The sequence below is a fragment of the Corynebacterium sp. CQ3829_602738 genome, assembly GCF_054478435.1.
Genome location: NZ_CM137003.1, coordinates 2416194 through 2441362, shown reverse-complemented (window position 1 = coordinate 2441362; position 25169 = coordinate 2416194). Strand labels below are relative to the sequence as shown.

The window sequence follows — 25169 nt, the reverse complement described above, 5'->3', positions numbered from 1 at the left end:
AAAGAGGTGCCAATCACGGCGGTTACCCAATAGTGTCAGGGGACACAATTTAGAGCTGCACGGAGGAGGCGGGCTTATGAACGCAACCACCATCATCAACGCGCGCGCAAAAACTATGGACGGGGCGGGCGGCACCGCGACGTCGATACGCATGGGCTTCGGCCGCATCCTGGAGGTGGACAGCGAGCCAGCGCCCGGCGACACGGTGATCGATGCACGCGGCCGCACCGTCATCCCGGGGTTCAACGACGCCCACGCGCACAGCGTGTGGTTCGGCCAGACACTGCGGGAAATCAACCTCGGTGGCGCGCGCACGCGTGGCGACGTGCTGGCGGCACTGCGGACGGGAAGCACTGGCGACTGGGTCGTAGCCAGCGGATTCAATCCGAACCTGCTCACAGACGGGCCGGTGCCGATCGCCGACTTCGATCACGCAACCGCGGGCAAACCGCTGTTGATCAAGCACAATTCCGGGCACGCATACACGGTCAACAGCGAGGCGCTGCGCCGAGCCGGAATCGATCCGGCGAACCCGCCGCAGATAGAAGGCGGAGAAGTGGTCGTGGACGACACCGGCAACGCCACTGGGTTGCTGGACGAAAACGCCATGCGCCCGATCAACGATGTGCTGCAGCCGGAAAGCGAAAGCAACATCACCGACGCGCTTGACCGCGCCGGGCGGCACTACCTCGGCGAGGGCATCACCTCGGTGACGGACGCAGGCGTCGCAGGCGGCTGGATCGGACACAGCCCCCAGGAGTTCGGCTTCTACCAGCGGGCGCGCGAGATGGGAAAGCTCCACGTGCGTACGCAGGCGATGATCACTCTCGACGCGCTGCACGGCATCGACGGCCACGAGGGCGACCCGGTGGTGCACGGCCTCGACGCCGGCATCCGCACTGGACTTGGAGACGATCTGCTGCAGATCGGGCCAGTGAAGATTTTCACCGACGGATCCTTGCTGGGAAAGACAGCGGCCATGACCGAGGACTACGCCTGCTGCTGCCACGCCGGGTACTTCCAAGGCGACACCGAAACGATGCGTTCGCGTGCGCTCGCGGCAGCGGCCGGCGGGTGGTCGCTGGCATTGCACGCGATCGGAGACAAAGCGGTGGATTTTGCGCTGGACGTGATCAGCGAAGCCGTCGATAAGCATGGGCCCCGCACGGTCCCGCACCGCATCGAGCACGGCGGAGTGGTGCGGAACGACCAAATCGAGCGCATGGCCAAGACCGGAGTCGTGCTCGTGCCACAGCCGCGCTTCATCGCGGAATTCGGAGACGCGATGGCAGAGGCGATCGGCGCCGAACGGGCAGCACTTTCCTACCCGGCGAAGCGGCTGCTCCAGCGCGGCGTGGTGCTGCCGGGCAGCTCCGACAGGCCAGTGGCCACGGGCACCCCGCTCGCCGTGGTGCAGAGCTTTGTCGAACGCACCACGGCCGCGGGCAAAGAGTACGGGCCGGAGGACCGGATCACCGTCGACGAGGCGCTGTACGCCTACACCGCGGGATCCGCCGCGGCGACAGGCTGGGCTGGGAAGAAGGGGCAGATTGCGCCTGGCCAGCTCGCAGATCTTGTGGTCCTGGGAGCCGATCCAGCCGAAGTGCCGGCCAGCCAGATCGGCGACATCCCCGTTGAGGCCACTGTGCTGGGCGGGCAACTCGTCCACGGCAGCTTTTAGGAAGGACTTGAACACAATGCAGACCATTCAGCCAACAGATGAGCGGTTCCTCTCGGATTTCGCGGCGATGAGCAAGAACGGCGCAACCCCCGGCGGCGGCGTGGAGCGCCAGGCCGCAAGCGAGGGCGACGTGAAAAACCGCGCCTGGTTCACCGGCGTGCTCGAGGGTTTCGGCGCGGAAGTCGGCTTCGACGAGATTGGCAACCAGTACGGCCTGTTTGAGCTGGTGCCGGGCGCCCCTTACGTCGCTGTTGGCTCGCACCTGGATTCGCAGCCACTCGCAGGACGCTTCGATGGCGCGTACGGCGTGCTCGCCGGTGCCCACGCCGCCGCGCGTGTGGCCGCGAAAGCGAAAAGCGGCGAGCTGACACCCCGGTTCAACCTCGCGGTGGTGAATTGGTTCAACGAGGAAGGCTCCCGCTTCGCCCCGTCGATGATGGGCAGCTCAGTCTTCACCGGCTTCCTCGACCTCGGGGTGGCGCGTGAAGCCACAGACCTGCAGGGAGTTACAGCGGGCGAGGCCATTGATGCGGCGAAGTGGGCGCCGCTTATCGACGCCCCAAAGGTAGCCACCTACGCCGAAATCCACGTCGAGCAAGGCCGGGAGCTGGAAGATAACGGCAACCAAATCGGCCTGGTCACCGCCACCTGGGGCGCAAGCAAGTTCGCCGCCACAGTTCGCGGCGAGCAGGGCCACACTGGATCCACCATGATGCGGGACCGCCGCGATGCCCTGTTCGGCGCCTCGTTGGTGATTGCCGGCGTGCGCCGCCTGACAGAAGAGTTTGAGGAAGGGCAGCTGCAGGCGTCGGTCTCGCAGCTCACGCTGGAGCCCAACTCGCCGGTGACCATCGCGCGCGAGGTCCGCTTCAACGTCGACCTGCGCTCCCCTTCCGCGCAGGTGCTGGAGAAGGCGCGGGCGCGTGTGGACGAGATCGTTGCCGCCGCCTCCGACGAGGCAAAGGTCGATGTCGACCTCGAGCTCACACACGAATGGGCGCTCAACCCCTACCCCGAGGCCGGCGTAGAGCTGGCGCGCACGTGCGCAGAGGAACTCGGACTGTCCCACCAAGAGATCTTCACGGTGGCGGGCCACGACTCAACGAACATGAAGGAGCACTACCCCACCGTCATGCTGTTCATCCCCAGCGTCGACGGCATTTCCCACAACGAGGCCGAGTACACCACGGATGAAGACTGCCTCACCGGACTGGCTTTGCTTACCCGGGTGGTCGAAGAGTTGGCGGTTGGCAAGCTCGCACCCGATGAACGCTGATGCTCACCTGATTCAAACCAACCAATTCAGATGGCAATAGCCCCTACGAAAAGGATCCACACTTATGTCCACTACGTTTAGCCGGTCTTCTTCCGGCGAAAAGATACATGGCGGTCTGCCTGAGCTGCACAGCGACGAACACATCGCGCAGTCCCGAGCCGAGTTTCAGATGGACCAGCTCTCGGCGGCTGATGCTGAGGTGATCAAGGAAAACCGGGCTGGAGACGTTCCCGACGGCAACTTCTTGTCCTGGGCCATCACGCTGTTCGGCACCGCTGTCGGCGCCGGCATTCTGTTCTTGCCCATTGATGCCGGAAGTTTCGGATTCTGGCCGCTACTCATTGCCACGTTCCTCGTGCTGCCGCTCGTGTTTTTCTCCCACCGCACGTATGCGCGCATTGTGTCCGCGTCCCCGGAAAAAGGGCTGGATGTCTTGCAGGTCGTCACAGCCTTAACCGGGCGCAAGCGCGGCCTGGCTACAGCCATCCTCTACTGGCTCGCCATCTACCCGACGGTGCTGATCTACGGCATCTCCATCACCAACACGGTGGACAGCATGATCGTCAACCAACTCAACGGGCCGCACGTGAACCGTGTCGTGCTCGCCACGATTTGCGTGGGCCTGATGACGGGTGCGTTCGCCCTGGGCAAGAAAGCAACCCTGTGGCTGGCCAACATCCTTGTCTACCCCCTCATCATCGCCCTCGCCGCGGTGTCCATCTACCTCATTCCTAAATGGGACCTCGCCGGCTTCATGGAGTACGAATCTGGCACTCCGCTGTGGAAGTCCATGCTGCTGCTTCTGCCGGTGATGGTGTTCTCCTTCAGCCACATGGCGGCGCTGTCCCAGTTCGCCCTCGACGTGCAAAAGAAGAAGAAGGGCGACGTCGCGGCCACCGAGCGCGAAGTGTCCAAGATTGAGCTGATCACCGCGATCATGCTCGTGTTCTTCACCATGTTCTTCGTGTGGTCCTGCTCGCTCACCCTCGGCGCGGAGGGCATGGATGAGGCCCGCGCGCAGAACATCCCGATCCTGTCCTACTTCGCCAATGTCACCAACACCCCGTTCATGGCGGTGATCAGCCCGGTGATCGCCATCTGCGCGATCGCATCTTCCTACTTCGGCCACATGCTGGGCACCGAGGAAGGAACGTCCTACCTCATCCGCGTGGCGGCTCCGAGCGTAGCGGACAGGATTAACCCGCAGGCGTTGCGCTGGTGCATCTACGTCTTCGTGTTCGTGACTACGGTTCTGGTGGCAGTGCTCAACCCGTCGATTCTGACGCTGATTTCCGCGGTCGGCGGCATCTTCGTCGCCTTCCTCGTCTACATCGTGCCCAACCTGCTGTTTAACAAGGCCACCGCGTTCAAGCATTACGCTCGCCGTCCAGACACGATTTTCGTCCTCATCATGGGATTGATCATCATGGGCGTGACTATCTGGCAAATGTTCTAAGAAAGGACCGCTTGTGCTTCGTGCAGATCTTTCCCTCTTCCCGGACTACAAGCCCGGAAAGTCCGACGAAACAAAATTGAAGTTGTCCGCCAACGAGGCGAACTTCGGGCCCCTGCCTACCGCGCTAGAAGCGATCCGTGAATCGGCGTTGCGGGCGAACCGGTACCCCATCTCCGGCTCGCCGGTGTTGCGAAAGGCGTTGGCTGATCGCCTAGGTCTATCGGAAGAGCAGGTTGCGGTCGCGCCCGGGGCGTCGGCGGTGATCCAGCAGGCCGTACTGATGACGTGTGCGGCAGGCGATGAGGTCCTCTTTCCCTGGCGCAGCTTCGAGGCATACCCGCTCTACGCTCGCGTCGGCGGGGCCACCCCGGTCCAGGTCCCACTCGGCGAGGATGAGGCGATTGATTTGGATGCGGTTGCAGACGCAATCACAGACCGCACCCGCCTCATCATCATTTGCAACCCGAATAACCCCACCGGCCTGACCATCACCAAAGACGAGTTCACTGAATTCATGCGGCGGGTTCCGGAAGACATCGTGGTGGTGTTGGATGAGGCGTATTACGAGTTCAACGATGCCAAGGACACTCCGGACGGCGTCGAGGAAATCGCGAAGTATCCAAACCTTATCGGTGCGCGTACCTTCTCTAAGGCCTACGGTTTGGCGGGGTTGCGTGTCGGCTACGGCTTCGGCAACCCGGAGCTGATTCGCTCGCTCGGTCTAGTTGCGCTTCCGCTCACTGTCACCGAACTTTCGGAGCTTGCAGCCGTCGCGTCGCTGGAGGCGCATGATGAACTCATGGTGCGAGTTAAAGAGACTCAAGCCCAGCGCGACCGGGTCTCTGAGGAGCTCGGCGTACAGCGTTCTCACGGAAACTTCGTCTGGATTCCAGGCGTGAACGGCGCTGAGATTGAGCAGAAGATCAGTGCCGAGGGCATCATCATCCGCAGCTACCCAGATTCGGGAGCGCGCGTGAGCATTACCGACGAGGCAGAGACTGATCAGTTCCTTACCGCATGGCGGCGCGCGGGACTGCCTGTTAGCACGTAAGACAGCCTGCTGTTCGCCCGTTCCTGCCGTAAAATAGCGCTATGACCAGCGTCTTCTACACCACGTATTAGCGGCCGAGCTTCGGCAGCTGGATTGCGCCGGACTGCAGCGCGAAGTTCGCGATTAGGCCGAGCACCGCGAGCACAACAGTGGCGATGATGCCGCCCTTGATGCCCGCCTCCAGCGGCTCGGACTTGTAGTCCTCGCCGTCCAGGCACGCCTGTACAGCCTGGGCGTTGTTCGCCTTCTGCTGCGCCGCGGTGTCGGTGGAACCGAATGCCTCGCCGACGGCCGCGGCGGTGCGCTGGATGCCGGTGAGCTTGTTCAGCTCCACGCCCTCGATCCCCTTCTCCGCCACGATTTCCTGGGTGACGCTCTTGGAGCCGATGCCGTCGAGCTCAAGCTTGCACACCGGAGTGTTCTTGCTGCCGGCCATGGTGTTGGACGCGGCGTCTGCGGGGCCGGCCGCCAGGGAAACGGCCATCGTGGCGGCAACCGCGGCGGCGGTGAACTTCTTCATGGGAAACTCCTGTTCAGGGGCGGGAAACAACAATAGTCAATATATCCTGCGCCGAGACGGCTGTCCGCAAGAGGCCGTGGTGTACACCCGTGGTCTCCCCAGTTATTGCTGCGCGTTGTGGTGCCTTATGATTCCGTGTGGCTTAAACCACTCACGTCTTAAGGAGTACCTTTGACCACAGCGGGCAAAGAGTTCAATTTGGACCACCTCACCGTCGCCGACAAACGGCAGGTGGAGGAAAACCGGTCCGGCGCCGTCCCCGACGGCGGCACCCTGTCCTGGGCTATCACCCTGTTCGGCACCGCCGTCGGCGCCGGCATCCTGTTCCTCCCCATCGACGCCGGCAGCTTCGGCTTTCTCCCACTACTGCTGATCACCCTGTTCATCGGCCCGATGGTGTTCTTCTCCCACCGCACTTACGCCCGCATCGTGGCCGCCTCCCCGGTCAAAGGCTTGGACGTGCTGCAGGTGGTCACCGCGCTCGCCGGCCGCAACCGCGGCCTGATGACGGGCCTGATGTACTGGCTGTCCATCTACCCCATCGTGCTCATCTACGGCGTGAGTATCACTAACACCATGGACAGCTTCGTGGTCAATCAGCTCGGCGGCCCCGAGGTGCCGCGCTGGCTCATGGCCATCCTGTGCGTCGGCGTGCTCACCGGTGCCTACGCCTTGGGCAAGAAGGCCACCCTGGCGTTTGCGAACCTGCTGGTCTACCCCCTGATCATCGCGCTGGCCGCGGTGTCGTTCTACCTCATCCCCCAGTGGGACCTGGCCAGCTTCCGCTCCTACGAGTCCGACGTGCCGTTCTGGAAAGCGATGCTGCTGATCCTGCCGGTGTTCGTGTTCTCCTTCAACCACATGCCGGCGATGTCCCAGTTCGCTCTGGACGTGCAGAAGAAGTACCCGGATGACCTGGAGTCCACCAAGAAGGCCGTGGCGAAGACCGAGCTCATCACCACCGCGCTGCTGGTGGTGTTCACCATGTTTTTCGTGTGGTCCTGCACCCTGGCGCTGGGCGCCGACGGCATGGACGCCGCCCGCGAGCAGAACATCCCCGTGCTGTCCTACCTGGCCAACGAGACCCACACGCCGTTCCTAGCGATCCTCTCCCCGATCGTTGCCCTCTGCGCGATTGCGTCGTCCTACTTCGGCCACGTCATGGGCGCCGAGGAAGGCACCACGTACCTGGTGCGTGCCGTGGCGCCTGGCGTCGCTGAGCGTATGGACCCGAAGAAGCTGCGATGGGGCATCTACGTCTTCATCTTCGTCACCACGGTGATCGCCGGCATCCTCAACCCGTCGATCCTGGACCTGATCTCCGTGGTCGGCGGCGTGTTCATCACCTTCCTGGTGTACATCGTGCCGATGCTGCTATTCCGCTACGCCAAGGACTACCAGCGCTACGCCAACAAGCCGGAAACCTGGTTCGTGTTCGTGCTCGGCGTGGTCATCATGGGTGTCGCCATCTGGCAGATGTTCGCCGGTTAACGCCTAGAGGTGCACGACCTCGAAGTCGCCGTGCTCGGCCAGGTAATCCGCCGCCACGGATCGGTGGCACACGGCGGGGTCGGGTTCTGAACAGAGGAGGGCGGAGCCGTCGATAAGCTTTGGCATTGTGCGCTCCGCGAACTCGGCGCGCAACCGCTTCGCAAACGTGTCGAACGGTAGGCCCTCCTTGCGGTACGCGCGCATGAGGTCCTCGCTGGGCGCGAGTGCTAGCTCGTGGGAGTAACCGATGCCCGCGATGGTGTCGAGGAACCACGGCAAATCCGACTTCTTGGTAAAGCCGGCGAGCTGGTTTGTGTTGTGCCGCCGGATATCCACGACCTGCTTTACGCCGTTGTCCCGGAGGATGTTGAAGAACTCCTCCGCGGTCTTCTTGCTGTAGCCGATGGTGTAGAGCTGCATATTTGCGACCATAGCGGTGTGGCTCGCGGTACGTTGGCGCGGTTGCGGACTCCGCATTGCGGACAATTTCGGGTGGACCAACTATTGGTAATCGCCAACGAAAAGTGGGTCGAGACTGTCGGAACTCGAGCGGCAGGAACTGTGATTTTGTAAAAGTTTACATGCGAAACAGTGCATAAGCTCTCTACCTGCAGTGTTAAATCTGGACGCTCGTCTGAATTGTCGATTCGTACAAAACCACCTAGAACCCGCCCCCACCGAGAGCCCACCCAGAACCTGCTCCGCCCCGGACCCCGCGCCGGGCGCCTGCATCCAAATGCCCTTAACTACACTGCATAACCATGACTGAGGCGACCCCGCACCGCTATACGGCCGAGCTGGCCAACACCATCGAGCAGAAGTGGCAGGCGTACTGGCGCGACAACCAGACGTTTTACGCCCCGAACCCGGTCGGCGACCTTGCCACCGGCGACGAGCTGCCCAAGGACAAGCTCAACGTCCAGGACATGTTCCCCTACCCCTCGGGCGCGGGGCTGCACGTGGGCCACCCGCTGAGCTACATCGCCACGGACGTCTATGCGCGCTACAACCGCATGCTGGGCAAGAACGTGCTGCACACGCTGGGCTACGACGCCTTCGGCCTCCCCGCGGAGCAGTACGCCATCCAGACCGGCACCCACCCGCAGGTGACCACCGAGGCGAACATCGCCAACATGCGCCGCCAGCTGGCCATGCTGGGCCTCGGCCACGACCCGCGCCGCTCCGTGGCCACCACGGACCCGGAGTTTTACAAGTGGACGCAGTGGATCTTCCTGCAGATTTACAACGCCTGGTTCGATGAGGATCTGCAGAAGGCCCGCCCGATCGAGGACCTGGTCAAGGACCTCATGTCCGGCGCCCGCACCACCAAGGACGGCCGCAACTTCCGCGACCTGACCACGGAGGAGAAGCACAAGGCTATCGACGAGTTCCGCCTGGTCTACCTCTCCGACTCCATGGTCAACTGGTGCCCGGGCCTGGGCACGGTGCTGGCCAACGAGGAGGTTACCGCCGAGGGCCGCTCCGAGCGCGGCAACTACCCGGTCTTCCGCAAGCGCCTGCGCCAGTGGATGATGCGCATCACCGACTACTCGGACCGCCTGCTCGACGACCTTGACCTGCTCGAATGGCCCGAAAAGGTCAAGAGCATGCAGCGCAACTGGATCGGCCGTTCCCGCGGCGCGGACGTGCATTTCGCCTCCCCCGCCGGCGACATCACGGTCTTCACCACCCGCCCGGACACGCTCTTCGGCGCGTCCTACGTGGTGCTTGCGCCGGAGCATCCGCTTGTCGACGAGCTGGTCACCGCCTCCTACCCTTCCGACGTAGACAGCCGCTGGACCGGCGGCACCGACACCCCGCGCGAGGCAGTCGATGCCTACCTGCGCTCGATCGCCGCGAAGTCTGACGTGGAGCGCCAGGAGAACAAGGAAAAGACCGGCGTGTTCCTCGGCTCGTATGCCGTGAACCCGGTCAGCGGCGAAGAGGTCCCGATCTTCATCGCCGACTACGTGCTCACCGGCTACGGCACCGGCGCCATCATGGCGGTGCCGGCGCACGACGAGCGCGACTTCGAGTTCGCCACCGTCTTCGGCCTGCCCATCACCCCGGTGCTGGACGGCGACGTTACCGAGGCGGCGTTCACCGGCGACGCGGAGCACATCAACTCCGCCAATGACAACGGCCTGGATTTGAACGGCTTGGGCAAGGGTGAGGCTATTGAGCGGGCGATCCTTTGGCTCGTCGATAGGCAGAGGGGCTCCGAGAAGATCCAGTACAAGCTGCGCGACTGGCTGTTCGCGCGCCAGCGCTACTGGGGCGAGCCGTTCCCGATTGTGTACGACGAGAACGGCCAGGCGCACGGGCTGCCCGAGGACATGCTGCCGGTGGAGCTGCCGGAGGTGGAGGATTACAACCCCGTCGCCTTCGACCCCGACGACGCCGACTCCGAACCCGCCCCGCCGCTGGCTAAGGCCACCGACTGGGTCGAGGTGGAGCTGGACCTGGGCCACGGCAAGCAGAAGTACTGGCGCGACACGAATGTGATGCCGCAGTGGGCCGGTTCCTCCTGGTACCAGCTGCGCTACATCGACCCGACGAACGCTGACGCATTCGTGGACATCGAAAACGAACGCTACTGGACGGGTCCGCGCCCCGACGCGCACGGCGAAGGCGACCCGGGCGGCGTGGACCTCTACGTCGGCGGCGTGGAGCACGCGGTGCTGCACCTGCTCTACGCCCGCTTCTGGCACAAGGTGCTGTTTGACCTGGGCTTTGTCACCTCCCAGGAGCCGTACCGCCGCCTGTTCAACCAGGGCTACATCCAGGCCTACGCCTACACCGACTCGCGCGGCGTGTACGTGCCGGCGGCCGAGGTGGAGGAAAAGGACGGCAAGTTCTTCTACGACGGCGCCGAGGTCAACCGCGAGTACGGCAAGATGGGCAAGTCCCTGAAGAACTCCGTCGCGCCCGATGATGTGGTGGAAGAGTACGGCGCCGACACCCTGCGCGTCTACGAGATGTCCATGGGGCCTTTGGACACCTCCCGCCCGTGGGCGACCAAGGACGTCGTCGGCGCGCACCGCTTCCTGCAGCGCCTCTGGCGCCTGGTTGTGGACGAGGCGACCGGTGAGACGTCGGTCGTGGACACCGCGCTCACCGACGAGGACTCCAAGACCCTGCACCGCACCATCGCCGGCGTGCGCGACGACTACGAGCACCTGCGCGACAACACCGTCGCCGCCAAGCTCATCGAATACGTCAACTACCTGACCAAGACCTACCCGAACGGCGCGCCGCGCGCCGCCGTCGAGCCGCTGGTGCAGATGGTCTCGCCGCTCGCGCCCCACATCGCCGAAGAGCTCTGGTCGGTGCTGGGCCACTCTGAGACCATCACGTTCGAGCCGTTCCCGGAGTTCTCTGAGCAGTGGCTTGTCGACGACACCGTGGAAGTGCCCGTCCAAATCAACGGCAAGGTCAAGGCGCGCATCGACGTCGCCACCGACGCCTCCAAGGACGACCTCGAGGCCGCAGCACTTGCCGACGACCGCGTGGCCGGCCTCATCGCCGGCAAGAACGTGGTGAAGGTGATCGCCATCCCGGGCCGCATGGTCAACCTGGTGGTCAAGTAGGGGTCTTGGGCTTTGGGGCGGGGGCCGCCCGGCCCCGGCCCGCCCGACCCCAATTTATTCACCCGCCGGGGCCTCCTCGGTGAACAAATCCCTTTTTGGGCGGTTGATTTGTTCATTTTCCCCAGGTCGCTGCGGCCACGAGGGTGATCTATTCATCGCGAGGTGAATGAATTTGCTCGGGCGGCGAAAATCGGGCGGGCCGGGGCCTGCCCCGCGCCACTCCTCCCGACACATCGCGGCTGAATCCGTCAGGCGGCCCGCAAACCCCCAGGTCGGCGCAAACGGCTGCCGTGATGTGTCAGGAGCCCGGCCGGCCCGGCCCCGCCTGCCGCCCGGGTCTGTGACTGGTGTGACTGATAAAGTCCCAAGTGAACGGAACCCACGATCACGAAGGATGAGTGCATGTCCACCCCTTATAACGGCGGCGGGTACGAGCCGTACCCGGAACACCCGGAAGGCAGCCACCCGGAAAACGGCAACTACCCCACCTACGGCAACCCCAACACCCAAAACACCGAAAACGCCTACGACGCGTTCGAGGTGAACTCGGCGGCGTCGATGGCCGGCGCCTCCGCGTTGCGCTTCCACGGCCAGCAGCTCACTGACAACGCCCCCGGCGACGGCGTGTCCCCGCACCCGATCAACGACCCGGCGTCGAACGGCTGGTTCCACGTGAAGGGCAACGGCAAGCTCGAGATCATGGAGGCGCTGAGCTGGGGCGGCAAGGCCCTGTTCGCCAACGCCAAGCTGTGGATCCCGTTGGGCGTGGCCTACACGTTGCTAGCGGTGTTGGGCCAGTTTTTGCCGGGTGCGGGTGCGATGATCGGCTCGATCGGCATGCTGCTGCTCGCGCCGTGGATGGTCGGCGTGGCGTTGCAGCAGACGTTGGTGAAGCAGTTCACGTACAACGAGGCGAAGGCGCCGGCGTACGGCAAGACGCTGGGCGTGACGGCGTTGCTCGGCGTTGTAGCGATGATCGTCTCCATGATCCTGCTCATGGTGCTCGCGTTCGGCGCGCTGACCACCATCGACCCGTCCACGCTGCCGGATAACCTGGAAAACCTCACCCCGGAGGAGATGTGGAACATCGTCCGCCCGATTCTGGGCGCGTTGGCCGTCACGGGTGTGATTGGCCTGCTGGTGCTGCCGTTTTTCACGTTCCAGGCGTGGTACGCGGCGGATAATAACGGCTCGTTCGGCAACGCTATTTCCGCCGGTTTCAAGGCTGGCGCGTCGAATTACCTGAAGATCCTGGGCTTCGTGGTGCTCGCCGGGTTGATCAACATCGTTGGTGCGGCGCTGTTCTTCGTCGGCCTGATTGTCACGATGCCCGGCACCATGCTCGCCGCGGCGCACGCGTACCGCCAGATCTCCGGCGGTCCGGTGCCCAAGGAAGCTACAGCGTAACGACGGCGCGTCCGCTCCACCCACCATCGAGCAGCGAACGCCCAACTTCTTTAACGCCGTCCAATCCGACTTCTTCGGTGCGGATGGCGTTGGTGTCTACGGATTCGTCGAGGAGCGACCACGCCTCGTCGCGAAGCTTGTTCGGCGCGTCGACGGAGTTGATGCCCACCAGCTGCACCCCGCGCAGGATGAACGGCAGGACGCTGGCGGGCAGGTCGTTGCCGGCGGCCATGCCGCAGGCGGTGGCCACGCCGCCCCACTGCAGCTGCGACAGCGCGTTGGCCAAAACGGTGGAGCCGACGGTGTCCACCACGCCGGCCAGGCGAGCCTTCTGCAGCGGCTTGCCGGCCTCGGCGAACTCGGCGCGGTCCACAACCTCAGCGGCGCCGAGCTCCTTCAGCCAGGCGCCATGCTTATCGACGCGCCCCGTCAACGCCCACACCTCATACCCCCGCGCCGCCAGGAGCTGCACCGCGATAGATCCGACGCCGCCGGTGGCGCCGGTGACGAGCACGGGGCCGTCGAGAGGCGAAAGCGCGACGCGCTCCAGACCTGCGACCGAAAGTGCTGCGGTGTAGCCCGCGGTGCCGATCGCGGCCGCCTCGAACGCGGAGAAGCGCTCGGGCACGCGGGTGATGTCTTTAGCGTCGATACGCATCTGCGGGGTGTAGCCGCCGTGGCGGCGCTCACCGATGCCGCGGCCGTTGACGGTGACCAGCGTGCCGTCCTCGAGGGTGCCCACCGCGTCGATGCCCGGCACCGTCGGCAGTTCGCGCAGGATGCCGCGGTTGCCGGACAGCGCCATCGCGTCCTTGTAGTTCACCGACGAGTGGCTCACGTTGATCAGGGTGTCGCCCTCACCCGCGAACGCCGCTTGCGGCTCTATGATCTCCGGTCCATTTTCAGTGACAATCAAGCTGCGATTCATGGCCGCCAGCATAGGCGCACAGGCTGATGTCTGCGGACAGTTTAATCTGGTGTCATGGTTTCCGTGCGGCCGACGACTAGGGTGCTGAAGACGCTCAACGGATCTGACAAACTTCCCCCGCGAACTGCCGCGGCGTACCGATGTGCAACGCGAGTCGACGATCCAGATACGCAGGTCAACTACCTGCGGGAGGCGGTTTCACACGCCCAAGAGGAGCTCGCATTAGCCACCTACATTCAGAAGAGATTCGACCAGGGCATCTTCGAACGGCACCGCAGTTTCGCGGATCCCATCTTCGAGTCGCGCGACACGGCGCGGCCAGCTGGCGCGGCGCTGTAGTGCACGCGGGAGGCGAGTATGCCTGGCTTGTCTATGTGGCAATCCACGACCACTTCCACTCGGAAGTGAAAGCTGCATTGCAAGGTATGCGGCGGGCCGGCACACTTGGACCAAGCGGCGCCGCGGGTGGCGGGCGCGACCTTACGCTGTGAACCGGTGCACAACCAGAGCCATCGAGTGACCCCCAAGGTCAGGTGGCGCCCCCTCGATGGCGGCGCGGCACCCGGAGCCTAGGAGCCAAGCTGGCCAGCGTCCGGCGAACCGCGAATTCGCCCCGCGACAAGGCCGCGCCGGATGGTCGCCCTCGGACCGCGACGCTGCGGCTGTCGAGGGAGCGGACCAGGGTCAGACCGAGGAGAGCGCCCTTGCCTTGATCTGGTCGAACTCCTGCTGGGTAATCGCTCCCGAGTCGAGAAGGGCCTTCGCCGAGGCGATCTCATCGGTCGGGCTCGATCCGGCGGAGCCGCCGGCGACGGACTTGATGTACTCATCCTGCCGCTGCTGGAGCTCCTGGCGCGCCTCGACCGCGCGGTCGGTCATCCCCCGACCTCGAACAAGCAGGTACGCGAGCATTCCGATGAACGGCAGCACGATGATGACCACCACCCACAGCGCCTTCGCGAAGCCGCCGAGGTCCTTGCTGCGGAAGAGATCTCCGAAGATCCACCACAGGGACATGAACCATGCGAAGAAGATGAAGAACTCGAACATGGCGAGTAGGAATGAGCCGTTGTCGTCGAACATCTGCTGACTGCCTCCTGACTGGATGGACGCTGGCCGAGCGGTCCACGCGGACCCCAGCGCACGACGGTTAGGAACAAGGACGTGCTCGGGCCATCGCCGAACCACATTAGCAGCTCTTCCTCACCAAGTGTGGTAGCCGGGTTGCGACACGCTGACCGGGTTGGGCTGGTGAAGAACATCAAACACAAGCGGACCCGGCCCTACAGACCCCAGACCAACGGGAAGATCGAACGCTTCCACCGCACCCTGGCCGATGGCTGGGCCTACGCACGCTGCTACACCTCCGAGGCCGAGCGCCGCGGAGAGCTCGACGGCTGGCTCCACTACTACAACCACCACCGCCCCCACACCGCCTGCGGCAACCAGCCACCCTTCTCACGATTGACGGGCATTGAGGCCAAGTCAACTGCTAGGCAGCCATGAAGATCGCCATGCCGACCAGGAGAAGGACCCCGTAGAAGGGTGCAATCGACCATGAAGCCCACACGCGCCCGCGAGGGATCCAGCAGTGGAGCCGCGCCAAGGTGCGTTCCCATCGGGTAACGGGCTCAGGAGTCGGATCGGAAGCGTGCGCAACATCCAAGGAGAAGAGTGGTACATCGCGAGTTCCATTTGCCACCGCGTCGTAGAGCGCGCGATACGCCTGCTCCTGCCGGAGGTAGTTCGCGTCGAGGAAGCCGAATAGTCCAGCCGCCAATACCCCCAAGAGCGCGACAGTTCCTGCATGTTGAGTCAACGCGTAGCCATATGTCGCAGTCACAATAGGGAGAAGCCACGCCTTGGCATTCGCGGAGGCGGCTGACATCCTGGTGACCACCGCCTGGATGAAGTCGAGGTGCTTGCGCACGTCCTCGGCCTTCGCAGAACCACCTTCGGCGGCCGTCATGAGGGCGGCACCTGTCGACAAGCGATTCGCAGCTTCTCCCATGCAGCGTCCTTCTGCTCCTCGGTGTAGTTCGTTATTGGCGGCCAGATGCGACCAACGGAGTCGTTGCTCCATCGAGGGACGATGTGAACGTGGAGGTGGAACACAGTTTGCGTGGCAGCTCTCCCATTCGACTGGATGACGTTGAGGCCCTCAGGACGCAGCACGTGCTTGACCACTTGAGACAATCGGGTGGTCGCAACGCCTAGGTGCCGCGCGAGCTCGTCGTCGAGACTCCAGATGTCCGAGATATGGTGCCGGGGAACCACCAAGGTGTGCCCCAGTGTGGCAGGCTCCAGCGGGAAGAAGGCAACTACGTGTTCGTCTCGATACACCTCCCGCGCATCCGGATCCTCCCGCTGCACGATCTCGCAGAAGGGACACTCTTGAACGTCGATCATGGCCGCACAACCCCCTGCGCAGACCACCGTTCCAAGTTGTCGACCAACTTGCCGTACGTGGCCTTCGAATCGATGCCACCGGTCCAACTCAGGACGGTCGGATCGAAGACCGGGATGCCAGCAGCGGGATTGAAGGGACTCCGCCCCAGGGAATCCACGCTTCCCATCGAGGACAGTCCGTGGATATGGACGCCAAGAAGGGGTTTCCTGTCGGCCCATGCCTTCTTGATCTCGTACTTGACCCAGGGGCGACTGGCTGTCTCTTGACCGATGAGCACGATCACTGCCTTCTTGTATGCCATCTCCTTCTGGATCCAGTTCTTGATCGCCTGATCGCCCTGACGGCGAACTGATTCCCATCCCTGAGCGTTCAGCAGTGGCTGCCCCTCCAAGGCGTTGATGTTGCGCACCAACTGGACGCGGTGAACGTCGCGGAGATAGTGGAACGAGTAGAAGACGGACTTAGCCATGATTCCCGAGCGCCTTCCTTTCCCTGCGGCCAGAGCGTCCCGGACGAGCCATGCTTATCAGCTCCGTCTGACACTTCGCCCGAACCGTCTTCGAACTGCTGCAAACGCGAAGACTGCCTTGACTGGTTGACAGGCGCAGCGGTGTTCCCGCTCCGGTGGCACTGCTAGAAGACTAGACCTGAGACCCAACGCACCCAAGGCCGCCAGTTTTCGACCAACGTCTTCGGTCAGTACACCTAGAGGTCCTCCAGCTCCGACAGGGCATCGCCCGAGTATTTGGAATGCGCAGAATCATGGGTGTCGTGCAACGCGTTGGCGACGAACTCCGCCCCAGCCTCACGAGTCGCCATGAAATCGCGGAGATCGGACATCTTTAGGCGCTGGTGGCTGCCCACGAGGTGGAAGGGAAGGTCACCGTCCCTCATAAACTTTAGCAGGTGCGGGCGGCTCATTTTCATGAGCTTTGCAGCCTGGTTCGGGGAGAGCTCCGCATCGTCGGCAAGCAAGTTCACGGTGATGCCGTCTTCGTTTGCCTCCGCGACCCGCTGAAGAAGGACACCCAGCGGGGAATCTTGTTCCTTGCGTATGAATTCGCGCAGACGCTCAAGTTCCGCCTCGCCGAGCGAATTCCCCTCCAACTGACCAAGCAGTGCGTTGGACATGGGGTCCTCCTTCCATCGTTCATCTGTAATAACTGTAACTGCGGGCCGGCGGGAAGTGCAACCCCACGGTTATCCACTTCATATGCACCATCCAAGCCGCAAGCAGAATCTGCGCCTACGGTGGGCCGGGTGAAATCAACGAGCAAAACCAACGACGCCGCTACCCACGTCGCGGCGGTGGTGACCGCGCTGGTCGTGCTCGCGTTCACGGTGGGCAAGGCGTTCGTGTCCATCCCAGGGTTGTGGTCGGCGGAGTCGCACCAGGTCAGCCAGATCCGCCTGAACCCGCTGGAGACCTTCGAGTACGCGCGCGTGTGGTGGGGCCCGTGGTTGAACCTGTTCGGCAACATTGCGCTGTTTCTGCCGGTCGGCTTCGTCGCGTACCGGGGGTCGGTGGGGCGGGCGGTACTGTTCGGCCTGGTGTGCAGCCTCGGCATCGAGGTTGCCCAGTACGTGTTCTCGTGGGGCTACAGCGACACTGACGACGTGCTCTGCAACGTCGTGGGTGCGTGGCTGGGGGCGGGGGCGGCCGGAGGGACGTCGAGAGGCAATCGCGCAACGGTGCTGTGGTGCATCGCCGCGGCCGGTGCGGTCGTGCTGGTTGTGTGGGCGGCGCTAGGGTTGAGCGCATGAGTGAGCGCGGATGGTTTACCAGGCGGGTCTTCCCCGACGGCGGGGAGCCCGACCCGCGCTTCACCCTGGCCAACGAGCGCACCTTCCTCGCCTGGACCCGCACCGCGCTGGCGTTTCTCGCGGGCGGGATCGCGCTCGAGGCGTTTGAGCTGCCCGGCATCGAACCCGGCGTGCGCAAGGTCGCGGCCGCTGCGGTCATTCTGATCGCCATGGCCATTTCCGCAGGTGCGGCGGTGCGGTGGGTGCGCATCGAGCGGGCCTTGCGTCACGACGAGCCGCTGCCCGCCCCCGCCATCATCCCCGTCTTGTGCGTGGTGGTGTTCGTCGCGGCGATGGTTGTGGCGGTGAGCCTGCTCGCATGATCGCCGTCGCCGACCCCGGCCTGCAGCCGGAGCGCACCGCCATGAGCTGGACGCGCACCGCGCTGGCCATGCTCGTCTGCGCGGCCACGCTGCTGCGGTGGGCCGGTGCTTACCCGGCGCTGATCGTGGTGGCGTCGGTGGTGCTGGCGGCGGGCGCGCTGGTGATCGTGGCGCTGAACCGGCGGGCGTACCGCTTCGAGGCCTCCGCGCTTGCCGACGAGCGCAGCGCCCCCAACGCCGCAGCCGTGTTTTTGCTGACCGCGATGATGCTCGGCACCGGCGGGCTGGGGCTGTACCTGGTGGTGGGGTGAGGGGCTGCCCGCGCCGCTAGCCGTTACGGAAGCGTTTTGTCTGCTGGTAGTTATTGCGGTGGACGCGCATCATCGCGCGGCCCTGGTCGGAAAGGTGGGAGTGTCCGGGGGAGGTTTCCTCCACGACGTTGAAGGCGTAGAGCCAGGGGATGAGGAAGTCCATTGACTCGGGTGGCGTGGCGCCGCCGTCGCCGATGAACCATTCGATGGTGGCTTCCCAAAGCTCCCACCCCACCAGTGCTTCGAACAGGCGGAGCGAGTGCTCGACGTAGAACCTGTGGGTGGAATCGTCAGCCAGGAACTGTTCGCCCGCCTTGGTGAGGGTGATGACGCCCTTGCGCTTTTTCAGCAGCCCGGATTCCACGAGCACGTCCGAGACCTCGTCGGGGTCCCGTAGCTCGGTGATCGCGACGATCCCGCGCGCAGTCTCAAGCGGCAGGAGTCCCCTTTTCAGCGTGACGCCGTCGGCGAACAGCTCCACGAGCTGCTCGACTACACCGGTGAGGGTGAGCGGGGGCAAATCGTCGAAGGAGCCCGGCACCTCTACCCCGTCCGGCCCGCCAAGCATGTCGCCGAAGAACTCGGTCACGGCGTTGATCATGGTGGGGTTGCGCTCCGGGTGCGGGTCCATGTCGATGATCTGGAGCAGGTCGGGGCGGGACTGGAGGAAGTCGTCGAAGTGCTGGGCCAGGCCGGGGCCGTCGCCGTGCTCGTCGGCGGCGGCGACCTCGTCGAAGAACATCTCCTCGGCGACGTTGCCGATGCGGGTGGCCACGGACACCGGGTCGGCCTGCGTCATGCGGTCGAGCATCCGCTCCGGCGGCATGACGGGCAGGTAGGAGAACATCAGGGTGATGGTCTCTAAGTCCGGCTCGATGCCGGCGGCCAGCAGGCGGGCTTGGTTGCGGAAGGTGGTCATCAGCTCTGGTCCCGAGCAGGCTTCGACGACGTCGGGCCCGGCGGCGTCGATAAGCATGGGCGTAGGCCCCTCGATGTTGGAGGGGCCGAGGACCTCGACGTGGATGTTCCAGTTGGCGGCTGGGTCGTAGACGTAGGTCATGGGCCGCATCTCGGCGACTGTGAGCTCGTTTTCCTGGTGCTCGCCGGGGCCGGGCACGGCAGTAAAGACGGAGCGCTGCGTGCCCTCCTGGCTGACGTAGAGGTGGGTGGCGGCGCCGGTGAAACCGAGGGATGCGTCGATGATCTGGGAGAGTTCGCCGAGCGTCATCGTTTCCTCGACGTTGACGCAGCGGGAAATTTCGGGCGAGGTGCCTTCCACGATCATGAGCACTGAAACGGTCATACCGGCAACCTTACGGCCTAAACCACGAACAGGAAGGCACACACGACGGCAGTCACCGCGCCCGCGGTCAGCGGCACGGCGGTGCGGCGGACCACATCGATCGGGTTGACCTGCAGCGCACCGGCGACGATGAGCACCGCCGCGTTAACCGGGGAGGCCTGGCGCATGGTGTTGGAGGCGGCCCATATGGAGGTGAGCATCTGCGGGGCGGACACGGCGGAATCGGCGGCGATGCCGGGCACCATCTCGGAGAACGCGAAGTAGGGCGCCACGCCGGAGCCGGTGAGCAGCGCCATCGCGGCGGTGGCGAGCACGAACACCAGCACCATCAGCACGGCGGCGCCGGAGGAGGCCTGGGCCAGGTTGGTCAGGGCCTCGATCACGCCCATCTGCGTGATGCCCTCCACCAGGATGGCGGCGGCGACGATCAGGGAGACCACGCCGGCGGCACCCTCGCCCAGGCCCTTGAAGAACTCCTGCAGGGAGTCGGTGGCGTAGTTGACGTCGCGCAGGCGGATGGCCTCGATGATCATGGTCACCATCAGCGAGACCACGGTCACCGGCAGGATGCCGGCCTCGAAGGAAACCACGCCCAGGCGGTTCAGGGCGGCGGAGACGATGATCAACAGCAGCGGCAGAAGCGGCAGGATGGCGTAGAAGCCGGGCAGGCCCTCGGCGCGCTCGACGGCTTCGCGGATGCGGCGCTCGGACTCGCTGTCCTTGGCCGCCTCAAGCTCGGCGTCCGACGCGCCGGCACCGGACTTGACCAGGTCTTTCTTGTCGCAGTGGCGCTGCCACCACATGTGCACAAACGCGATGACCACCAGCGCGGGGATGGTGGCTTTGGCCACGTTGCCGAAGGTGAACTCGGTGACGGTCATGCCGGTCAGCTCCGCGCCCTGGATCAGGCCGGCCTCCAGCGGCGACGGCGCGATGGTGGAGGCGGTGGCCACGATCGCGCCGACGGTCAGCGGCGTCAGCCCCGCGGCGATCAGCGCCGGCATCAGCGTGGCCACGAGCAGCAGCGACAACGCACTGGCAGAAGGCACGACGAAGGACAACAGCGTAGCGACGGCAAACCCGATGGGCACGAGCCAGTAGGAGCCGTGGAAGCGGCGCAGCGGGCTGGACAGCGCCACCACCGTCTTGGCGTCGGCGCCGATGTGGCGCATGTAGCCGACGAAGCCGAACAGCACCATGATCGCCATGCCGGTGCCGGCGAAGCGGGACTTGAACAGGGACTCGATGATCAGCAGCTCGTCGTAGAACGCGTTGCCGGAGGACTCGATGTCCGCGGTGGAGTGGTCAATGCGCCCGGTGGCTGCGGCGATCATCAGCAGCAGCACGCCGACAGCGAAAATGGAGGAGGCCGCGTGGACCTTCTTGGCAATGAAGTAGCCGACGGCAATGACGGCGAGAATGGCAAAGAAAATATAAAGCACGCTGCGATTATGCAGTGCGAAACCACACCCCGCTGGGCGAATGCGTAAGGTGTGGCAAATCTCTCGGCGAAAACCCGCCGCAAACGCTAAGCCGGCTGCCCGCCCAGGATGAGCACGTGAGCGATGTTCTCGGAGCGGTTCTTCAGCCCCAGGGTGCGGTGGCCGGCGTCCAGCATGCCGGCGGAGTGCGGCGGCACCGGGGTGTTGTTCACGGTGATGTCTCCGTCGGGGGCGACCACGGCGTACTCGAACTCCTCGTAGACCGTGACCGCCAGTTCGGTCTCCGGCGCGATGGTCAGCTGCGCTGCCACGCAGGGCTCGTCGGTTTCCACCGCACCGGTGCGGCCGAACATGCGCCCGGCGAAGACGAAGGCCTCGCCCGCGGATTCGGTGGTCACGCTGCGCAGGCCAAACGCGTCCGGTTGGGCGCGCTGGATCTTGTCGGGGACCGCTTCAGCGTCGATAAGCACCTGCACCTGCGCGCGCTCGAGCACGCCGCCGAGGCGCGCGGTGCCGTCGTGCCGCCATGCGAAGGATTTGCAGCCTGCGGGGGTGTCGTCGGGGCCGCCGAGGCCCCTGAGGAATGCGACCCCGCGCCAGGGGCCCGCGTTCAGCTCAATGAATGACATGGTGGCAAGCTTATATGATCCGGCGCTGCCGGGCTTCCTCCACAGCGGCGGTGCGGTTGTCCACCCCGAGTTTGGAATAAATGTGGATCAGGTGCGTCTTCACGGTCGCATGCGAGATGAACAGTTGCTGGGCGATTTCCTTGTTGGAGGCGCCGGTCTGCACCGCGCGCAGCAGCTCAATCTCGCGCGCGGACAGCGCCTCGGCCGGGTTGACCAGCCGGTCCGCCAGCACGTTGGCCACCTGCGGGGAGAGCACCCTTTTGCCTTGCGACGCGCTCCGCACCGCTTCGTACAGCTCATCTTCCGGCGCGTCCTTGAGCAGGTAGCCCATGGCGCCTGCCTCCACCGCGGCGACCACGTCCGCCTGGGTGTCGTAGGTGGTCAGGATCAACACCGGCGGCCCGCCGGCGGCGACCAGGCGGCGCGTCAGCGCGATGCCGTCCGCGCCGGGCATCTGGATGTCGGAGACCACCACGTCCACCCCGTCGGGCACCTCGGCGTTGCCGTCGGAAGCCTCGGCGGCGACTTCCACGCCGTCGAAGGAATTCAGCACGGCGCGCAGGCCGGCGCGGACGACCGGATGGTCGTCGATAAGCATGACGTTCAGTGTCATCCGTTCTCCTCCACAGGCAGGGTTGCGGCGAGGACGTTGCCCTCCACCGTGAGCTCGCCGCCGACCTCCTCCACACGCGCGCGCAGGCCCTTCAGGCCGTAGCCCTCGGGCCCAGTGATGCCGCGGCCGTTGTCGAAGACGTCGATGGTTGCGGTCGCACCAAGCCTATCGACGGTCACCACCGCCGACGAGGCACCCGCGTGGCGCACGATGTTGCTCAGGCCCTCCCGCACAACGCGCTCCGCCACCGACGCGCACGGTTCCGGCAGGTCAACGGCCTGGACGCGGACCCCGAGCTGCTCGCCGAGCGCGCGCTGGCGGTCCTGGGCGTGACGCGCCAGGCGCTCAAGGCGCACCGGCAGCGTCTCGCGCTTCGGGGCCTGCGGCTGCGCGGAGTTCTCCGCGACGAAACGACGCGCCTCCGCCAGGTTGTCGGAGGCGGTGGAGCGGATCACGCCCAGCGTCTCGCGCGCCGGGTCGCCCTCGCCGAGCTGCTTGTCCATCGCCCGGCCCAGCAGCACGATGGAGCTCAAGCCCTGCGCCATGGTGTCGTGCACCTCGCGCGCCAGACGCGCCCGCTCCTCCGCCACGCCCGCCGCGTGCTCGGCCTTCGCGGCCTCGCGCTGGGCGGCCTTGAGGTCCTCGGCCATCTGCCGGTAGTGGTCCGCCTCCGCGCGCAGCGCCTGGTAGGCGTGCACGATGATCACCGCCAGCACGGTGCCGATGGTGGGGCCGATGACCGCGCCGGGCCCGCCGCCGGGGGCGGTGGCGGAAAGCGCCACGGCCAGAAACGCCGCCGCGGCCGCGAGCTCCCACCACGCGGGCAGCAGCACGCAGGCCAGCATGACCAGCGGGAACTCCAGCCAGACGAACTCTTCGGACATCTGCACCAGCCCCACCCACAGCGCCGCCACGACCGCGAGCCACGCGTAGGGCGCCCACGCCGGGTAGTCCTTGCCGTGGAAGTGCCAGACGGTGCCGGCCATGTACACGCAGGCGAACGCCAGGGGCAGGGCGAGGGCGGTCACGGGGGCGTCGCTACGCAATTGCCCCACGAGCCCCACCGCGAGCAGCACGGCGACGAGCACGTGCAGGCTCACGCGCAGAAAATCGAGCAGGCGGGTGGTGGACAACATGCGTCTGAGCGTAGATCAACCGATCGGTTGAGCGGGATTTCAACCGCCAGCGCGATGTATCAAGGTGCAGGTCAACGGCAGGATTTACACCATGTTCGTAGGAATCAGAGAAATCACGTCAGCCAAGGGGCGCTTCGGGCTGATCGCAGGCACCGTGGCGCTGATTACGCTGCTGGTGGTCGTGCTCACTGGCCTGACCGCCGGCTTGGGCAAGCAGAACACGTCCGCGCTGGAGGCGCTGGACCCGAAGTCTGTGGTCTTCCAGGACCCGGAGGACATCTCGTTCACCACCTCCCGCGTCGAGGCGCGCGACGGGCTCACCCCGCTCGGCGCCAGCCAGATGCTCATGACCAAGGGCAACGGCGAGGACGCTGCCGTGGCCATCCTGTCGCTGCCGAAGGGCACCGAGCTTCCCGGGGGCCAGAAGCTTTCCGACGAAGCCGTGGCCGCACCCTCCCTCGACGTCGGCGAGGGCGAGACCGTGACCGTCGCCGGCAACGACATCACCGTCGGCGCGATTGGCGAGGACCTCGCGTTCTCCCACTCCCCCGTCCTGTGGGTGCCCACGGAGTTCTGGCAGGCGGCGATGCACACCGATGCTGACGGCTCGGTGCTGCTGGCGGACCACGACGTCGACGGCGGAGTGAGCCTGAAGGAGGCCTTTGACGGCCTGCCGGCGTACTCCTCGGAGCAGGGCTCGCTGAAGCTCATCCAGGGCTTCCTCTACGCCATCGCCGCGCTGGTGATCATCGCCTTCCTCACCGTGTGGACGATGCAGCGCACCCGCGACCTGGCCATCCTGAAGGCCATCGGCGCGTCCAACACGTACCTGCTCAAGGACGCCCTCGGCCAGGCCGCGGTGATTTTGGGGCTCGGCGCGCTCATCGGCGGCGTCGCCGCCTTCGGCCTGGGCCTGCTCATGCAGGGCGGCGCGCCGTTCTCGCTGACCGCGCTCACGGCGGTCGCTCCCCCGGTGGCCATCTGGGCCCTGGGCATGGTCGGCGCCCTGATCGCCACCCGTTCCATCACGAAAGTTAACCCTCAGGCGGCTCTTGGAGGTGTCGCATAATGCTCGAACTCAACGATGTCACCGTCGCATTCAAGGACGGCCAGGAAATGCGCACCGTGCTGGACCACCTGGAGTTCACCGCCAAGCCCGGCGAGATGACCTTCATCGTGGGCGAGTCCGGCTCCGGCAAGTCCACCCTGCTCTCCGTGGCGGCCGGCCTGATTCAGCCGGACTCCGGCACCGCGAAGCTCAACGGCCAGATCGTGGACAACGACGTGCGCCGCGACAAGATCGGCATGATCTTCCAGCAGGCAAACCTCATCGCCGCGCTGAACGTGCGCGACCAGCTGCTGGTCACCGACCACATCCGGGGCATCAAACCCCGCCGCGGCCGGGCCGAGGAGCTGCTGGCCACCGTCGGCCTGGAGGGTCTGGGCGACCGCCGCATCGGCGAGATGTCCGGCGGCCAGCGCCAGCGCGTCGGCATCGCGCGTGCGCTCATGGGCGAGCCGTCGCTTCTGCTTGCGGACGAGCCCACCGCCGCCCTCGACGCCGACCGCTCCCAGGAGATCGTGGCGCTTCTGCGCCAGCTCACCACCGAGCGAAACATCGCCTGCGGTTTTGTCACCCACGACCGCTCCTTGATCGAGAGCAGCGACGAAGTCTTCGAACTCGGCGTCAACGCCCCCGCTTACGCCTAAACTGGCGCGCGTGTTCTACCGCGCCACAGGCCCCGCCCCGCTCGACCCCGCCCTGCTCGCCAGGGAGATCGAGCGCAGGGCGGGGCTTT

Annotated in this window: 26 protein-coding genes and 1 pseudogene; 14 read left to right on the top strand and 13 right to left on the bottom strand. The window is 65.2% G+C overall.

Translation table 11 applies throughout. From position 1 onward, the window contains the following. Positions 1 to 76 precede the first annotated feature (76 nt). The 4 genes from ACX1NL_RS11695 (at position 77) to ACX1NL_RS11680 (ending at position 5464) form a co-directional block, all read left to right on the top strand. Positions 77 to 1681, top strand: a complete 1605-nt coding sequence (locus tag ACX1NL_RS11695) for an amidohydrolase (protein ID WP_458898232.1) — start codon at positions 77 to 79, stop codon at positions 1679 to 1681. A 16-nt stretch (positions 1682 to 1697) separates the two neighbouring features. Beyond that, a complete protein-coding gene (locus ACX1NL_RS11690) occupies positions 1698 to 2957 on the top strand; it encodes a M20 family metallo-hydrolase (protein ID WP_181889343.1) in 1260 nt (419 codons plus the stop codon). A gap of 64 nt (positions 2958 to 3021) precedes the next feature. Next, on the top strand, positions 3022 to 4413 hold the full coding sequence (locus ACX1NL_RS11685) for an aromatic amino acid transport family protein (protein ID WP_239356515.1): 1392 nt from the start codon (positions 3022 to 3024) through the stop codon (positions 4411 to 4413). A 13-nt stretch (positions 4414 to 4426) separates the two neighbouring features. Then, the gene (locus ACX1NL_RS11680) at positions 4427 to 5464 is read left to right on the top strand and encodes a histidinol-phosphate transaminase (protein ID WP_181889341.1); all 1038 of its coding nucleotides are present in this window, start codon (positions 4427 to 4429) and stop codon (positions 5462 to 5464) included. A gap of 67 nt (positions 5465 to 5531) precedes the next feature. Here ACX1NL_RS11680 and ACX1NL_RS11675 read toward each other — a convergent pair whose 3' ends face one another. Next, entirely contained in the window at positions 5532 to 5984 is a 453-nt protein-coding gene (locus ACX1NL_RS11675) for a hypothetical protein (RefSeq protein ID WP_181889340.1), read from the bottom strand. Between the two features lie 171 nt (positions 5985 to 6155). On the opposite strand from ACX1NL_RS11675, the gene ACX1NL_RS11670 reads away from it, so the two are divergent. Then, the gene (locus ACX1NL_RS11670) at positions 6156 to 7475 is read left to right on the top strand and encodes an amino acid permease (protein WP_269952709.1); all 1320 of its coding nucleotides are present in this window, start codon (positions 6156 to 6158) and stop codon (positions 7473 to 7475) included. Positions 7476 to 7478: 3 nt separating this feature from the next. Here the strand turns inward: ACX1NL_RS11670 and ACX1NL_RS11665 are convergent, their stop codons facing one another. Beyond that, positions 7479 to 7895: a DUF488 domain-containing protein gene (locus tag ACX1NL_RS11665; protein ID WP_458898231.1), complete on the bottom strand. Its 417-nt coding sequence runs from the start codon at positions 7893 to 7895 to the stop codon at positions 7479 to 7481. 341 nt (positions 7896 to 8236) lie between these two features. Between ACX1NL_RS11665 and leuS the strand changes: the two genes are divergently transcribed. Continuing rightward, positions 8237 to 11065 (top strand): leucine--tRNA ligase, encoded by a 2829-nt coding sequence (leuS, locus tag ACX1NL_RS11660; protein ID WP_458898230.1) that lies wholly within the window; start codon positions 8237 to 8239, stop codon positions 11063 to 11065. Positions 11066 to 11467: 402 nt separating this feature from the next. After that, positions 11468 to 12472 (top strand): hypothetical protein, encoded by a 1005-nt coding sequence (locus tag ACX1NL_RS11655; RefSeq protein ID WP_458898229.1) that lies wholly within the window; start codon positions 11468 to 11470, stop codon positions 12470 to 12472. On the opposite strand, the gene ACX1NL_RS11650 is transcribed toward ACX1NL_RS11655, so the two are convergent. Then, positions 12462 to 13400 (bottom strand): acrylyl-CoA reductase family protein, encoded by a 939-nt coding sequence (locus ACX1NL_RS11650; RefSeq protein WP_239356510.1) that lies wholly within the window; start codon positions 13398 to 13400, stop codon positions 12462 to 12464. The two genes, ACX1NL_RS11655 and ACX1NL_RS11650, sit on opposite strands and share 11 nt — an antisense overlap. Before the next feature lie 54 nt (positions 13401 to 13454). Between ACX1NL_RS11650 and ACX1NL_RS11645 the strand changes: the two genes are divergently transcribed. Continuing rightward, positions 13455 to 13739 carry a hypothetical protein gene (locus ACX1NL_RS11645; RefSeq protein WP_070472274.1) on the top strand — a complete coding sequence of 95 codons (285 nt, stop codon included), beginning with the start codon at positions 13455 to 13457 and terminating at the stop codon, positions 13737 to 13739. 345 nt (positions 13740 to 14084) lie between these two features. On the opposite strand, the gene ACX1NL_RS11640 is transcribed toward ACX1NL_RS11645, so the two are convergent. After that, a complete protein-coding gene (locus tag ACX1NL_RS11640) occupies positions 14085 to 14483 on the bottom strand; it encodes an SHOCT domain-containing protein (protein WP_458898228.1) in 399 nt (132 codons plus the stop codon). A 174-nt stretch (positions 14484 to 14657) separates the two neighbouring features. Here ACX1NL_RS11640 and ACX1NL_RS11635 point away from each other — a divergent pair. After that, a pseudogene (locus ACX1NL_RS11635) lies at positions 14658 to 14906 on the top strand (integrase core domain-containing protein); the annotation flags it as partial. Here the strand turns inward: ACX1NL_RS11635 and ACX1NL_RS11630 are convergent. The 4 genes from ACX1NL_RS11630 to ACX1NL_RS11615 all read right to left on the bottom strand — a co-directional run bounded on the left by ACX1NL_RS11630 (position 14893) and on the right by ACX1NL_RS11615 (position 16941). Next, positions 14893 to 15369 carry a hypothetical protein gene (locus ACX1NL_RS11630; RefSeq protein WP_202032106.1) on the bottom strand — a complete coding sequence of 159 codons (477 nt, stop codon included), beginning with the start codon at positions 15367 to 15369 and terminating at the stop codon, positions 14893 to 14895. The pseudogene ACX1NL_RS11635 and the gene ACX1NL_RS11630 overlap by 14 nt on opposite strands. After that, positions 15366 to 15809 carry an HIT family protein gene (locus ACX1NL_RS11625; protein ID WP_141741251.1) on the bottom strand — a complete coding sequence of 148 codons (444 nt, stop codon included), beginning with the start codon at positions 15807 to 15809 and terminating at the stop codon, positions 15366 to 15368. The genes ACX1NL_RS11630 and ACX1NL_RS11625 overlap by 4 nt, the downstream gene beginning before the upstream one ends. Then, on the bottom strand, positions 15806 to 16279 hold the full coding sequence (locus tag ACX1NL_RS11620; RefSeq protein ID WP_181889333.1) for a TIR domain-containing protein: 474 nt from the start codon (positions 16277 to 16279) through the stop codon (positions 15806 to 15808). The genes ACX1NL_RS11625 and ACX1NL_RS11620 overlap by 4 nt, the downstream gene beginning before the upstream one ends. A 236-nt stretch (positions 16280 to 16515) precedes the next feature. Further along, positions 16516 to 16941 (bottom strand): excisionase family DNA-binding protein, encoded by a 426-nt coding sequence (locus ACX1NL_RS11615; protein WP_070472254.1) that lies wholly within the window; start codon positions 16939 to 16941, stop codon positions 16516 to 16518. A gap of 129 nt (positions 16942 to 17070) precedes the next feature. On the opposite strand from ACX1NL_RS11615, the gene ACX1NL_RS11610 reads away from it, so the two are divergent. Genes ACX1NL_RS11610 through ACX1NL_RS11600 form a run of 3 tightly spaced genes read left to right on the top strand, consistent with a single transcriptional unit; the run spans position 17071 to position 18247 of the window. Further along, complete coding sequence (locus tag ACX1NL_RS11610; protein ID WP_181889332.1) at positions 17071 to 17574, top strand: VanZ family protein; 504 nt, start codon at positions 17071 to 17073, stop codon at positions 17572 to 17574. Beyond that, positions 17571 to 17936 carry a YidH family protein gene (locus tag ACX1NL_RS11605; RefSeq protein ID WP_181889331.1) on the top strand — a complete coding sequence of 122 codons (366 nt, stop codon included), beginning with the start codon at positions 17571 to 17573 and terminating at the stop codon, positions 17934 to 17936. The genes ACX1NL_RS11610 and ACX1NL_RS11605 overlap by 4 nt, the downstream gene beginning before the upstream one ends. Further along, complete coding sequence (locus tag ACX1NL_RS11600; protein ID WP_181889330.1) at positions 17933 to 18247, top strand: DUF202 domain-containing protein; 315 nt, start codon at positions 17933 to 17935, stop codon at positions 18245 to 18247. Before ACX1NL_RS11605 ends, ACX1NL_RS11600 begins: the two co-directional genes overlap by 4 nt. Before the next feature lie 16 nt (positions 18248 to 18263). On the opposite strand, the gene ACX1NL_RS11595 is transcribed toward ACX1NL_RS11600, so the two are convergent. The 5 genes from ACX1NL_RS11595 to ACX1NL_RS11575 all read right to left on the bottom strand — a co-directional run bounded on the left by ACX1NL_RS11595 (position 18264) and on the right by ACX1NL_RS11575 (position 23370). Then, positions 18264 to 19550: a plasmid pRiA4b ORF-3 family protein gene (locus ACX1NL_RS11595; protein ID WP_239356508.1), complete on the bottom strand. Its 1287-nt coding sequence runs from the start codon at positions 19548 to 19550 to the stop codon at positions 18264 to 18266. 17 nt (positions 19551 to 19567) lie between these two features. Then, a complete protein-coding gene (gene dcuC, locus ACX1NL_RS11590) occupies positions 19568 to 20992 on the bottom strand; it encodes a C4-dicarboxylate transporter DcuC (RefSeq protein ID WP_181889328.1) in 1425 nt (474 codons plus the stop codon). 86 nt (positions 20993 to 21078) lie between these two features. After that, positions 21079 to 21621, bottom strand: a complete 543-nt coding sequence (locus tag ACX1NL_RS11585) for a pirin-like C-terminal cupin domain-containing protein (protein WP_181889327.1) — start codon at positions 21619 to 21621, stop codon at positions 21079 to 21081. 10 nt (positions 21622 to 21631) lie between these two features. Continuing rightward, positions 21632 to 22234, bottom strand: coding sequence for a response regulator (locus ACX1NL_RS11580; RefSeq protein ID WP_458898227.1), 603 nt, complete (start codon positions 22232 to 22234; stop codon positions 21632 to 21634). Beyond that, positions 22231 to 23370: a sensor histidine kinase gene (locus ACX1NL_RS11575; protein WP_458898226.1), complete on the bottom strand. Its 1140-nt coding sequence runs from the start codon at positions 23368 to 23370 to the stop codon at positions 22231 to 22233. The genes ACX1NL_RS11580 and ACX1NL_RS11575 overlap by 4 nt, the downstream gene beginning before the upstream one ends. A 91-nt stretch (positions 23371 to 23461) precedes the next feature. On the opposite strand from ACX1NL_RS11575, the gene ACX1NL_RS11570 reads away from it, so the two are divergent. Together ACX1NL_RS11570 and ACX1NL_RS11565 are read left to right on the top strand one after the other, a co-directional pair. Then, positions 23462 to 24439 carry an ABC transporter permease gene (locus ACX1NL_RS11570; RefSeq protein ID WP_458898225.1) on the top strand — a complete coding sequence of 326 codons (978 nt, stop codon included), beginning with the start codon at positions 23462 to 23464 and terminating at the stop codon, positions 24437 to 24439. After that, positions 24439 to 25080 (top strand): ABC transporter ATP-binding protein, encoded by a 642-nt coding sequence (locus tag ACX1NL_RS11565; RefSeq protein WP_458898224.1) that lies wholly within the window; start codon positions 24439 to 24441, stop codon positions 25078 to 25080. The genes ACX1NL_RS11570 and ACX1NL_RS11565 overlap by 1 nt, the downstream gene beginning before the upstream one ends. The last annotated feature ends 89 nt before the right edge of the window (positions 25081 to 25169 follow it).